The 14,106-nt window shown below is 33.0% G+C and carries 12 protein-coding genes; 10 read left to right on the forward strand and 2 right to left on the reverse strand.

Translation table 11 applies throughout. The features are described from left to right. Window positions 1-3: 3 nt before the first annotated feature. The 6 genes from AW729_RS11495 to AW729_RS03425 all read left to right on the forward strand — a co-directional run bounded on the left by AW729_RS11495 (window position 4) and on the right by AW729_RS03425 (window position 8,469). The gene (locus tag AW729_RS11495) at window positions 4-471 is read left to right on the forward strand and encodes a hypothetical protein (protein WP_236951257.1); all 468 of its coding nucleotides are present in this window, start codon (window positions 4-6) and stop codon (window positions 469-471) included. Between the two features lie 117 nt (window positions 472-588). Beyond that, window positions 589-1,392 (forward strand): DUF3100 domain-containing protein, encoded by an 804-nt coding sequence (locus AW729_RS03405; protein WP_112123780.1) that lies wholly within the window; start codon window positions 589-591, stop codon window positions 1,390-1,392. A 150-nt stretch (window positions 1,393-1,542) separates the two neighbouring features. After that, window positions 1,543-5,523, forward strand: a complete 3,981-nt coding sequence (locus AW729_RS03410; protein ID WP_112123781.1) for an SAP domain-containing protein — start codon at window positions 1,543-1,545, stop codon at window positions 5,521-5,523. Window positions 5,524-5,970: 447 nt separating this feature from the next. Next, on the forward strand, window positions 5,971-6,822 hold the full coding sequence (gene thiM, locus AW729_RS03415; protein ID WP_112123782.1) for a hydroxyethylthiazole kinase: 852 nt from the start codon (window positions 5,971-5,973) through the stop codon (window positions 6,820-6,822). Window positions 6,823-6,876: 54 nt separating this feature from the next. Continuing rightward, window positions 6,877-7,503, forward strand: a complete 627-nt coding sequence (thiE, locus tag AW729_RS03420; protein WP_236951258.1) for a thiamine phosphate synthase — start codon at window positions 6,877-6,879, stop codon at window positions 7,501-7,503. A gap of 24 nt (window positions 7,504-7,527) precedes the next feature. Further along, window positions 7,528-8,469: an ADP-ribosylglycohydrolase family protein gene (locus AW729_RS03425; protein ID WP_112123783.1), complete on the forward strand. Its 942-nt coding sequence runs from the start codon at window positions 7,528-7,530 to the stop codon at window positions 8,467-8,469. Between the two features lie 508 nt (window positions 8,470-8,977). On the opposite strand, the gene AW729_RS03430 is transcribed toward AW729_RS03425, so the two are convergent. Further along, window positions 8,978-10,429 (reverse strand): ATP-binding protein, encoded by a 1,452-nt coding sequence (locus AW729_RS03430; protein ID WP_162685764.1) that lies wholly within the window; start codon window positions 10,427-10,429, stop codon window positions 8,978-8,980. A 648-nt stretch (window positions 10,430-11,077) separates the two neighbouring features. Here AW729_RS03430 and AW729_RS03435 point away from each other — a divergent pair. Genes AW729_RS03435 through AW729_RS03445 form a run of 3 tightly spaced genes read left to right on the forward strand, consistent with a single transcriptional unit; the run spans window position 11,078 to window position 12,652 of the window. Next, a complete protein-coding gene (locus AW729_RS03435; protein WP_112123785.1) occupies window positions 11,078-11,875 on the forward strand; it encodes a hypothetical protein in 798 nt (265 codons plus the stop codon). A gap of 53 nt (window positions 11,876-11,928) precedes the next feature. Continuing rightward, entirely contained in the window at window positions 11,929-12,390 is a 462-nt protein-coding gene (locus tag AW729_RS03440; RefSeq protein ID WP_112123786.1) for a ribonuclease domain-containing protein, read from the forward strand. Between the two features lie 16 nt (window positions 12,391-12,406). After that, complete coding sequence (locus tag AW729_RS03445; protein WP_112125223.1) at window positions 12,407-12,652, forward strand: barstar family protein; 246 nt, start codon at window positions 12,407-12,409, stop codon at window positions 12,650-12,652. Between the two features lie 281 nt (window positions 12,653-12,933). Here the strand turns inward: AW729_RS03445 and AW729_RS03450 are convergent, their stop codons facing one another. Beyond that, entirely contained in the window at window positions 12,934-13,470 is a 537-nt protein-coding gene (locus tag AW729_RS03450) for a universal stress protein (protein ID WP_112123787.1), read from the reverse strand. A 119-nt stretch (window positions 13,471-13,589) separates the two neighbouring features. Here AW729_RS03450 and AW729_RS03455 point away from each other — a divergent pair, with 119 nt between their 5' ends. Continuing rightward, complete coding sequence (locus AW729_RS03455; protein WP_112123788.1) at window positions 13,590-13,985, forward strand: hypothetical protein; 396 nt, start codon at window positions 13,590-13,592, stop codon at window positions 13,983-13,985. Window positions 13,986-14,106: the final 121 nt, after the last annotated feature.

The raw sequence follows: 14,106 nt of genomic DNA on the forward strand, positions 1-14,106 counted from the left end.
ATATTGAATGACAAGATAACAATTAAAATACTAATCGAATGGATAGGTATACTGGTAATATTTTCCATCATATCCGCAATAGGTAATGTAATCGGATATCATTATCCCTTCATAGAATCCCTTATAGGAATGCTCATGCTATGCGGAATATCACTTGCCGGGCTTATCATCGAAAGATACGTGCCATGGGACATACCTTCAATCCTATACATCAGCCTTATAGGTTTAATACTGGCTTTACCGATATCACCAGTTTCCGGTACATTAATCTATTATACATCTCGTGTTGAATTGATATCATTGACAACCGTACTGCTTGCATATGCGGGTATTTCAATGGGTAAAGACCTGGGTGACTTCAAAAAGGTAGGAGTTAAGGGTGTTGTCGTAACATTCTTCGTAATATTCGGTACCTACGTAGGATCTGCATTGATTGCACAGGTTGTGTTAATGTTTACAGGAATGATTTAGATTTCGATTTAAATCATGCAAAACCTTTTTTTGTAATTCTAATTTTTTTTTGACTATAAATTATATTTGAGGAATAATTCCATATTAATAATATAACAATTAGATTGGCGTATTCATATGAATGATAAGATAACCAACATGAATATCAAGGATATTTTTAATTATAAACTACACATAACAGTCCTGATAATATTCCTGATATCTACATATATAGGAGTTATTAAATTTTCAATATTTAATACAATTACAATAATCATCCTACCACTCGTATTTTCACTTGCATTATCAATCATTGCATACACGTCAAAAGCCATAAAATGGATAGGCAAAAAAGAATCACAGACTGCCACCGCCATATTTATCATCATATTATGCCCACTAGTAGCAAAACTTGCCATTATAAGCGGGGCAAACATACATCTTCTATACCAGACAGGTCCGCTTATCATACTGGAGCAACTGGGAGATATAATGTGCGTTTTAATAGCACTACCCGTAGCAATACTATTGGGCTTTAAAAGAAAATCAATAGGCATGGCAAGCTCAATATGCAGAGAACCACAGATGGCGGTTATGGCAAACAAGTATAGTCTGGATTCCGAGGAAATGAAGGGTTTCATGATTGTATATCTATTTGGAATAGTGCTTGGAACTGTATTCATGAGCCTGATAGTCAACATATTATCATACATCATGCCATTACATCCATATGCATATGCAATTGGCTGTGGAATAGGAAGTACAAGCATGAACGTAGCCGGCCTATCGGCATTATGCGTAATGTATCCCGGTATCAGCAATCAACTGATAGCATTCAGTGCCATAGCAAATCTAATATCCGCACTTCTAAGCGTTTACATGTTCATGTTCATACTGCTGCCACTGGCAGAAAAACTTTATTCCATATTTGAAAAAAAATGATAATATACTCACTTCCTTTTAAAGTTCTTTTTTATAATAATATTTTGTTAGTGCAATGTTCAAAATAATGAAAAAATATTTAAAAAACTCAAAATATAAATATAGTATATATCCCAATACATTTTATTATATAAATGGGGAAATGATATCATGACTAAGACTAAAAAAACTTTAAAAGAGAATAAAAAAAGTCCCGAAGGTGAATCTAATAAACCTTCAAGTAATAAAGCATTAACAGCCGAAGAGGTATCTGAAAAATACACAGTCAAAGAATTAAAAGAGATTTTAAGAGAAAACAATTTAAAGGTTTCAGGTAAAAAACAAGAACTTGTTGAAAGAGTTTTACCTATCCTAAATGATGATTCAAACGATACAACCGATGAAGATGTCTCCAATAATCAAGAATTAACAGAAGAAGAAGATAACAAAAGCAAAGAAGTTAACGATGAGGCATTAAGTTCTTCACTTAATACATTTGGAATAAACTATGATAATTTAACCATTAAACATGACATCGTTAAGGTAGAAACCACCAACATAGATATTCAAGGAACTACCCAAAATGGATTATGCATGTCCGATTCTGAAATGTCAATAATAACCGATTCAGAGTCTTCCAATGTAAACTTGAAAATGAATCTTCCAGAAGTTTCTTACAGTAACTTCGAAAATACAACATTTACACTTAACAATCTGAATTTATCCATCTTACCTAGTTCAAATCCAAAAAGTCTTGAATTTTCAGCACTTGTAGATAATTTAGAGGTAATAACCGACAAACATTATGTGAATTTAGATAATCTTAATCTGTTTTCAAAAGCGTTCCCTGATAAAAATGCCATGCTTTTAGATGTTGACATAAGTAAATTCATATATCCAAACTTTAATGGTACAAGCTTTAACTTTGAAAATCTTGATTTCAATTTGGCAATAGGATTGGACGGAGAAAACCTTAACATATCAGTTAAACTACCTAAATTAAATCTTATAAGCAAAAATTACAAGGTTGACCTATCCGATTTAAATCTGAATATTGTAGTGCCTGATTTGGAATTATCAAATCTTGGTTTATCCATACTCATGTCAGATTTCCGTTACACAAACTATGATGATGTTAATATTGACATGGAGAATGTGGATGTATCACTTGAACCTATTTTAAATTCAAATCAGTTTGACGTACTTATTGATATGGATAACATTAATGCAACCGGGGTAACCTTCGAGGAAATGTTCCCAATGTTAAATATTGAGGATACAGACTTTGAAAATATTACTTCCGACTCAAAAACACCGGTTAACCTGATTGGTTGTATATCCCCTCTAGATATTTATAGAATGGACCTATCACGCATTGCCTCACTCTTGAATTCCGGATTTGACATTGACAGTTACACCCGTAGCTTGCCTGATTATGAAAGTACCATAAACGTTAGTTCTGAGGATGCAATAGATCTGGATGATTCAAGCTTTGATATAGCAGGTATATTTGAAAACTTCGATTATTCAAGTCTAAACTCAATTGTACTTAATCTATCCGGACTGATTGATGCAATAGGTATTGATTTAGGCGAACTGGGTATTGACCTGTCAGATTATGACTTATCCGCTATCAGCATATCCGATATTATTGATATAATGAATAACTCCGATTTCGACATGAGTCCTATCAATTCCATGTTAAAATTATTCTCCCTTGATGAGGATAATCTTGAAATGTCCGAAGTAATTTCCAGTTTCGACTCCGAAAAATTCGACATATCCACACTACTATCAAGCCTTAACATATCCGTCGATGATATCTCCAGTATCATAAACGCATTCAACAATTCAGACCTTGATTTAGCTAAAATATTTGAAAACTTCGACTACTCAAGTTTAGATGCAATTGTACTGGACTTAACAGGAGTAATTGATTCAGCAGGTATTGATTTAACACAGATAGGTACTGTTTTATACGAACTGGGTATTGACCTTTCAGACTATGACTTATCTGCTATCAGATTGTCAGAGATTATGGACATCATAAGTAACATTGACTTTGACATGAACTTGCTAACAAACCTGTTAAAATCATTCGGTATTGACCTGGATGAAATTGATTTATCAGGATTAATAGCAAGCTTCGATTCTGAAAACTTCGACATGTCCTCATTGCTGGCAAGTCTTAACATATCTACCGAGGACATCTCAGGAATAATGGATATATTCAACGATTCAGACCTTGATTTAGGTAAAATATTTGAAGACTTCGACTGGTCATGTCTGGATGCAATTGAACTGGACTTAACAGGACTTATCGATTCAATAGGCATAGATTTAACAGAGCTAGGTATTGACCTGTCAGATTATGACTTATCATCAATTAAAATATCCGATTTAGTAGGCATCTTTAGCAACTTTGACTTTGACATGAATTCCCTCTCATCCATGCTAAAATTAGCCGGCCTTGACGTTGAAAAACTTGACCTATCAGGATTAATAGCAAGTTTCGATTCTGAAAACTTCGACTTGTCCACCTTACTTGCAAGCCTTAATTTACCTGAGGATGGTTTATCAGGTATAATAGAACTATTCAATAATCCGGACATGAATTTAGGTGGCATATTTGAAAATTGTGATTATTCATGTTTAAATGCTATTGAACTGGACTTAACAGGACTGATTGATTCATCCGGTATGGATTTATCCACGTTAGATGTGGACCTGTCAGACTATGACTTATCATCAATCAGCTTATCCGACGTTATCGATATCATAAATAAATCCGATTATGATATGTCCGAGTGGGACTTATCCGATGTTGACTTTGAGGAACTTGACCTTTCCGGATTAATAGCCAATATTGACTCTGAAAACTTCGACCCATCCACATTACTGGCAAGCCTTAATTTACCGGCTGAGGATATCCCAGGTATCCTAGAATTGTTTAATAACCCTGACCTTGATTTAGGTGGCATATTTGAAAACTGCGACTATTCATGCCTAAACGCGATAAAACTAGATTTAACCAGACTGATTGATTCATCCGGTATAGATTTATCCACGTTAGATGTGGACCTGTCAGACTATGACTTATCATCAATCAGCCTAGCTGATGTTGTAGGCATCATGAGTAACTTAGACTTAGACATGAACTCCATTCCATCCATGCTAAAATTAACCGGCCTTGACGTTGAAAAACTTGACCTGTCAGGTTTAATAGCAAGTTTTGACACGGAAAACTTCGACCCATCCACATTACTGGAAAACCTCAACATATCTACCGACGACATCTCAGGCATAATAAAATTATTAACCAACCCTGACTTCGATTTAGGCAAAATATTTGAAAACTGCGACTACTCATGCCTGGATGCAATAAAACTAAACTTAACAGGACTAATCGATTCAATAGGCATAGATTTAACAGAGTTAGGTATTGACCTGTCAGACTATGACTTATCATCAATCAGTCTATCTGAGCTTGTAGACATCATAAATAGCTTAGACATAGACATGGACTTGTTAACAAGCCTACTAAAATCATTCGGTATAAACCTGGATGAAATTGACTTATCAGGATTAATAGCCACTTTCGATTCTGAAAACTTCGACTTGTCCGCATTACTGTCAAGCCTTAATTTACCTGTCGAGGATATTTCAAGCATCATTGATATGTTTACTAACTCTGACCTTGACTTAGAAGGCATATTTGAAAACTGCGACTACTCATGCCTTGATGCAATAAAACTGGATTTAACAGGAATAGTAGATTCAAACGACCTGGACTTATCATCATTAGGCATTGACCTGTCAGAATATGACTTATCATCAATCAGCCTATCCGAAGTTATTGATATCATAAATAATTCTGAATTTATCAAGTCCGCATCTTCAACCATGATAAAATTATTCAGTCTTGACTTTGATGACTTTGATTGGTCTGGATTAGTTGTCAGTTATGATTTAGACGAGCTTGACATATCCGCTTTATTGACTAGCCTGAACATACCTGGCGTTGATATTTCAGCTACTTTAGAAACGTTCAACAACAATGGTCTGGATTTAGTCGAACTTATTAATCAAATGTTAAGCATGTTCCTGGAAAAACCTGCACTTGAAGCTCCAGGTGCTGATGAAGCTGAATAAGAAAATAAGCGTAATATTTATCAGAGAAATAAATCTGAAAAAAGTATAAAAGAAAAAAAAGTGATAGTGGAATGATTTTCACTATCAACACTTACTTTTTTTTAAGGATTTGTTCATAATTGCCCATTTTCACCGTCTAAATGTATTCATTATTATATATCACCCACCATTTTCCAAATCTTTGTTTTTATTATTGTCCATTGAGATATCATTTTACAATCAACATATCCAATCAAAACCCCCTGATATCCATAATCACCATTCAATGCTATTACTATTTAGATGAATGAATAAACATATTTACATTAAAATATGTATATAATAAACAATTATCATTTATTGGATTAAATTTAACCCTTAGCTTAAACAATAACTATAATAAAACCAAAATTCAATATAATAACATAAAAACAACAATTCAATAAAAAAGATAAGGAGTGCTAATCAATGAATGAAGTAATAAACAACATATGTGATTGTGTTACAAAACTTAGAAAAGAAAGTCCGCTAGTTCACTGCATAACAAATACCGTAACGGTAAACGACTGTGCAAATGCAGTGCTGGCAGTAGGGGCATCCCCCATAATGGCAAATGAACCACTTGAAGCAGAAGAGATGGTCACAATCGTAAACTCCTTATTGATAAATATAGGAACATTAAACCAGAAACAGATAGAAGCCATGAAAATAGCAGCAGAAACGGCAGACAAACTTGAAAAGGCATACGTATTGGATCCTGTGGGAATAGGTGTAAGCAATATAAGAAATCAGACATCACTTGATTTGATAAAGTCAAATCCTACAATCATAAGGGGAAACCTATCAGAGATAAAAACACTTGCAAACCTGATAGGAATTCTAGAGGAATGTACACAGGCAAAAGGTGTGGATGTAGCAGACAGTGATGTCATAAACAATGATACCCTTGAATCCAATGCAATAATAGTCAAGAATATAGCAGAAAAGTTAAATACGACAATAGCAGTATCCGGTCCAATAGACATAATATCAGACGGCGTTGAGATATATGCAATAGAAAACGGCCATAGCATGATGAGCCGGATAACCGGCAGCGGATGTATGCTTGGCTGTATACTGGCAGCATACAATGCCATAACAACACCATTATATGCGGCTATAACCGCAACGGCCGTACTCGGAATAGCAGGTGAAATAGCAGCACAAACAACAAAGGTAAACAATAAAGGTACAGGTACATTCAGAAGCGAACTTTTAGATGAATTATCCAACATGGATGACCAGACCGTACAGGATTACATTAAAATCAGCAGATTATAATCCGGCATTATATTATAATAGAGTATTTTGAATAAATCTAAGGAGCAAATTTATATGATTGATTATAGTGTCTATCTGGTAACAGACCAGTTCAATTTAAATGAGGATGAGTTTTTAAATGTAATAGAAGAGGCCGTAAAGGGCAAAACCACGATGGTTCAACTAAGGGAAAAAGACTCCGATACACGTGAGTTTTATGAACTTGCATTAAAGGTCAAGGCCATAACCGACAAATACGACGTACCCCTTATAATAAATGACCGACTGGACATAGCACAGGCGGTAGGCTGTGCAGGTGTACATCTTGGCCAGAGTGACATGCCATGTACGGTGGCAAGAGAGATACTTGGCGATGATAAGATTATAGGAATAAGTGCCACCACATATGATGAGGCAATACAGGCCCAATCTGATGGGGCTGACTATCTTGGAGTAGGTGGAATATATCCTACCAATACAAAGAAAGATGCGGGCATATCAACACATGATGATCTATTGAAAATAAAAGAGGACATTAACATACCCACAGTTGCTATCGGTGGAATAAAAGAGGACAATGCGGGTGAAATAGTAAAAAGATATGGCTTTGATGGTGTGGCCGTCGTATCTGCCATAATGCTTAGTGAAAATCCTAAAAAGACATCAGAGAACTTCTCAAGAATAGTTAAAGAATTAGAATAAATCCAAAAAATTAAGGTAATATTTATGAAAATAGATGACATTAAAGCTGCAATAATGGGATCGGTTGTAGCCGACGCTCTCGGCGTTCCATATGAATTTCATCATAAGGAGGAGATGACTGCCAACCCTGCCGTCGGTATGACCGGTTATGGTACATACAATCAGGAGCCAGGCACATGGTCTGATGACTCATCACTTATGCTTGCATGTATGGACAGCCTACTTAACGGCCTGGACTATGAGGATATGATGAGAAAATTTGCATTATACTACTTTGAGGCAGCATATACCCCAGATAACCACCTATTTGATATTGGCAATACTACACGGGATGCAATCAACAACTATGCAAACGGCAGAAGTGCATTGGAATCAGGCTGTGACGGTCTGCGCTCAAACGGCAACGGGTCACTCATGAGGATAATGCCAATCATATTATACCTGTATGATAAGGACTTATCCGTTGATGAGAAAAAAGAGATAATATACAACGTATCCGCGTTAACCCATGCTCATATCATCAGTAAGGCATCATGTTATATCTATAACATCATAATAGAGGAGATACTCAAGTATAGGGATGAATTGGATTTCAAATCAATATTGGAGAATGCTATTAGCAGGTGTCATGACTATATTGAAAGCGTAAAGCTAACCAAAGAGCTTTACATGATATATGATGGAAGCATATTTTCATGGGATGATGAAGCCATCCGCGGCAAGGGCTATGTCGTAAATTCATTGAATATTGCAATACATACATGTTACACTACCGACAGCTATGAAGAATCCGTTCTCAAGGCAGTTAATATCGGCGGTGATACCGATACCAATGCAATCATAACAGCAGGACTCTCGGCATTATACTATGGCCATGAATCAATACCCACCGAATGGATTGACGTGATAAAAAGAAGGGAATACATCTATAAATTATGTGACAAATTCTATGAATCACTAGAATAATAGGTAATTAAGCCAATTAATCATAGTCGAGAAGATGATGCAATATCAGGGGATTTACTTTTTATTTTTACAGTTTGATTTTACGTGGAAAGTCTCTAACCAAATTATACAGTCATTTATGATTGGATTTCCACTTACTTTTTCTTATTATGTTACGTGCTGCATTTATACATATTCCCTTTTTATGATTCATATAATCCCCTATTTATTCATATTCCTATGAATTAATTAGAACTTGAAGAAAGATTATGAAATTATTACATTGATGATTATCATACTTTCAGTAAATACTATACTACTACAATAACACTACAAAATTAAGGGTAATAAGAAGCAATACCTGATGGGTCTTAAGAATTAATAATTAAACATAAAAATAACATAACTTCAAAAAATTATTAAGTATTACCCATATATAACAATATACAAAAATTAATATTGCAAAACACTATAATTAGGTTTTTAACTATATTGTGAAAAAATAGATAAATAATAGATTAATTAATTTCTATATAAATGAAAATGTTTTTGGTGGAACATAGATTATATCATCATTTTTCTCAATTTTATTTGTTTTATTAGAGATTATTATAGCATAAGGACTATCATATTTATTCATGAATTTCTTTACTTGCCTGTTATTTTTTTTACCAATTCCCACCTCTATTGGAATAGGTTGATGAAACTCTTTTTGTATGATAAAATCAGGTCCTCCACTAGTTTTATCATAGAATATGTTAAATATTTTATCCGGCTGGTAACTTAGCCTATTTTTTAAATTAAATAATAATGAAGCTACTAAATTTTCAAGTAATATGCCTTCATAATCCTGTTTTTTTGTTATGCTATGACCAAACTTCTTATTAATCCCATTTTTCAGACTTGGAGTTGCAATATAATACTTCCATGATCTTCTAGATTGAGTTTCAGATCCACCATATGCTTGATAATGAAACATTATACGTGTCTGTTCTAAAATGTTGAATATCCTATTAATAGTGCTTGTACTATTGTTTAAATTAGCTGCCACTTTATTTTGACTGATTTGACCTGGTTTTTGTGAAGATATCAAAACAAGTACCCTATATACATTATCCTGTGCATTTTTATTTAAATTATATTCAGGAGTAATATCTTGTGTAATTATCTTAGATACTATTGACCATAATTCTTCTGTCATATCAGTAAGATACTTTTTATTTAATACAGAACAAAAGCCACCATACTTAAAATAAGTTTCCCAATCATTTAGAACATAACCATCAATATTTATTAAATCTTGAAAAGTTTTAAACTCCTGTTTTTGTGCATTTTTCACATTACCCTCAAACAATAATTCAACCAAATCATTAGAAATAGGAGTACTATAATCATATTTTAGTTTCAAATGTTGAGTATAATTTAATGGTAAAATCTCATGCATCTTTAATCGTCTAGCAACATCTGCATTAAAATTCAGATGTAATGAAGATGATCCAGATAACATCATAAATATATTGAAAGTTTTATCATATATTAATTTAACATGTAAATCCCAATTTTTATCATAATGTGCTTCATCAATGAATATGAATAACTGTTTATCAAGCAATGCAGGCGTAGTATTATGGACCGTTTGCAAGTAATCTTCAATAACATCTTTTAAGTTAACTTCACCAAGAGCATTTATTTCATCACAAGAGATATATAATATATCACTAGAAGAAATATCTTTTTGCTTTAACAGATATTCATATGCCTGATATAATAAAGTGGTTTTTCCAACACCTCTAAGACCAGGTAAAATAAATAATCTTTCATCACTTTCATGTTGTAAATAATCATCAATTCTTCTTTTGATAATGTCAAATTCATGACGTTTATTATATTTTATACCATTAAATGAAAATAATTTGTTATTTAAAGATGAAGGAACTTCTGTTAATTGTTTATTAATATAATTAGATAGTGCATTATCCATAAAAATCACCATTAATATATAATATGTTTATAGTTATATAAAAATCATTCGCAAATACCGAACAAAAAATACATAAAATTATTCGCAAATACCGAACAAAAAACATATATTATTATTAGCAAATAGCAAACAATATACTATTAATTGAATTAAGAGAGTGTGCAACAATTCATTTTAAGGACTTTTAAACAAAAATTTGTTTGTACTGTTTATAATATCTAATATATCCCTGTTGACGTTTTGTTTAATATATTTGTTTATAAGAATACGATTTCTATGGCAAAATAATTGTCGCAAACCCTCATAATAGTTAAAAAAAAAGTATCAGTGGGAAATCAAATCACCCCCATGACTATAAATATAATTATAATTAATTGACAGTTTAAGTTTTACTATCTTCTAGGCGTTCATAGTCTGGTGATATTAAAGTAGCTGTGAAACATATTATATTAAATATAATGGGTGTTGGTTAAATGGGTCATGTTATCTTTTCGTGAATGTGATTGGATATTTTTATATTATTTGTCGTGAATTTTTTACTTCGTTATAGGTTGGAATAACGAAGATAAAAATAAAAATTTCTTTGTCATCAGCCTACAAGAAGTTAATTAATAATGATATACTAAAATAGTATCATGGAGATTAAATATGCAGAATAAATATCAAAGCTTTGAAAATCCGGATGATAACAAGAAATTTTATCTGGCGATAGATGAGGAGAATATTCCCAATACGATTCGGTTGAATGATTTTCTTAATGAAAAATATGATTCCCTTTATCAGACAATTGAATTGGATGACGAATTAGCAGACAGTGAAGATACGTTCTTTTTATTTAAGGAACTTGTATATGAAAAAGAGGTTATAGGATATATCGCTTACAATCTTTTAGATGAATTTGAAGACAATAACCTGCTGGTACTGGATAATTATTATCTGCCAAAAGACTATGACTACTCATTAATAATCGATGACATGATAGAAACAGGTTTCTGGATGGGCTTTCAGATAATTGTCAAGTATCCTGCGAGAAGATTCATCGAGGCACTCATAGACACGGAATTTGCATACCGTATAGATAATAAGCTCATATTCTCTGAAATAGCATTTATGACCGATACGGTATCGTTGGATACCAGTATCAATAAGCTAATCGATGAGGTGGACTTGTCAAAAGAATCAGGTTCATATACCATATCGTCACTCTATGATCTTGACTTGTGTGCTGTTGTCACTTTAACCAAAAAGCCGCAGCTAATATATACCAATCAAAAGTTAAATGATGAGAATATGGATGACTACTGTAGTATCAGCCTTGCCTTAAGGGAGGATGATGAAGAATACTCCTGTATTAACAAGAGAAGAAAAAACAAGCTGCTTAAAAATAGGAAGTACTTTGTTAATGTTGATGACATACTTTCAAAGTATGAACAGCGACACAACTAAGCACATATAGCATATTTACTCTATCAAATAAATTATTATAGGAAAGATGAGTTATGAACAAACAGTTATTATCCATCATAGCCGTATTGATAATGATAGCCATTGGAGTGTTATTTGGTTTTAATTCATTTGACACCTCGTCAAATGACACTAATGTTACTGCTAATAATACCCAGCTTAACATTACGGAAGATGGAGAGTATGTCAGTGTAGGGGAAGTAGCGGCATACATTAAAACATATCATAAGCTACCGAATAATTACATTACCAAAAAGGAAGCTCAGAAATTGGGCTGGACGGGCGGTCCTCTTAAAAGCTATGCTCCCGGAAAAAGTATTGGTGGAGACGTATTTACCAACAGGCAAGGTGTGCTGCCGCATAGCCAGAAAAAGTACATTGAATGTGATATTGACGCTAACGGTACCTCACGTGGAGCAAAAAGAATAGTGTATTCAACCAATGACTACAAGGTATATTATACCGATGATCATTACAATACATTTAAAGAAGTATAGAGATGAGGTTGTTAAATTGAAGATTATAACACTTGACGGAAAGAAAATTAATAAGAAATCCCATAGTTATCTCAAGAAGGTATTTGACTTTCCGGATTATTATGGTAAAAATCTTGATGCATTATATGATTGTTTGACAGATATTGGCGTTGAGACCGAGATTCACTTGATAAATAGTGAATATGTATCCCTGGATATGATTGACACCTTCTTTGATGCGTCAATTGAAAGTGATTATCTCACATTTGTATGTGATGATTAATCATATGCTCCTTTTTTTAAAATTTACCCGCTAATTTTACATATACCGTTAATATTTTAAATGGAAATAGATTATATAAAAGGCAATATCTATGTCTTTATCGATTTTTAAAAGAAAAACGTTTTGATGCTTAAAAAGAGCGTATTTTAATTTTTATCCGAAAGGTATTCGGTATAACCTTTACAATATATTTTGAATAAAATGAGTAGGAATTATTATAAGGATAAGAATTAATTATTATAATGATAAAAAAAATGGTTAAAAAAAAAGATTAATAATGTTTAATCCTCAAGTGGTGGAACAACAAGTACAGGTATTTTGGATTGTCTGATAATCTTTTCAGTAACACTTCCCAATAGGAATCTGTTAATCATGTGTTTACCACTAGTAGCTATTGCAATCACATCTGCTTCCTTAATTGTAGCTACCTTAAGTATTGTTTCGGATGGATGACCATCAACGGTTATTGTTGAAATTCTAATGTCATCAGTATATTCATCTTTTTCTTCAATTAATTTTCTGACTCTATTTACAATTCTATTACCTTCACTTTCAGCATCTACTTCCTCATCTTTTTCAAAGGACTGATCAGGAAGACTGGTTAATCTTTTAGAATCTGATACGTGCAATATGATTAATTCCGCTTTTTCTTTTGCTGCAATACTTAAAGCATAATCAATTGTTTGCTCAGAATTTACACTTCCATCTACCGGTAATAAAATTTTCCTAAACTTCATATATACTACTCCACACTTACTGGTTATATTATAGTTTGTAATAATTTTATTAAATAGTTTTCTTTTTAATTCTTTTTTCATGGGGACCACCTGTTTTATTAAAACTTCATCAAGGGTGAAATTATGAATTTAGTATAACCAAAAAATTTATAGTTGATGATGACAATATATACATCCATGAACAAAGGAAGTGAAAAAACTTGGACATAATAAATAGCATAAGTACTTATGTAATAATGTTATCTGTAGCATATAGCCTATTTGGAATGCCAAGAGCAATATCCGAGTACAGGGGACTGCAAAAAACCGAGGGAAACCCCGGACTGGGAATACCCAAACCAAACGAAAGATACAGACACGGCATAAACGAATGGATATTCATCATATCAACAGTCACCCTCCTACCACTGCTTGTATTTCTAGAACAGGCCATACAAAACAGTCTTGGATTAGCACCTGCCGCAATATTCACGTTTATAATAGCGGCAATTTGCCTTATATATTCAAGAAAAAAAGGAAAGGAAAATCAAGAAATAATAGAATCCATGACCAAAGAAGAAAGATACAGATACCCTGACGAAATAAAAGACAAATAACCTAAACACCACCCCCTCTTTTAAACAACATTTTTTTTAAGTGAAAAATCCAATGTGAATTATAGCAAAAAACACTTCAAATAATAAAAATCTTATAATACAAAAACCATACACCAAAATA

Origin of the sequence: Methanosphaera sp. BMS (genome assembly GCF_003268005.1) — an archaeon.
Classification (GTDB): domain Archaea; phylum Methanobacteriota; class Methanobacteria; order Methanobacteriales; family Methanobacteriaceae; genus Methanosphaera.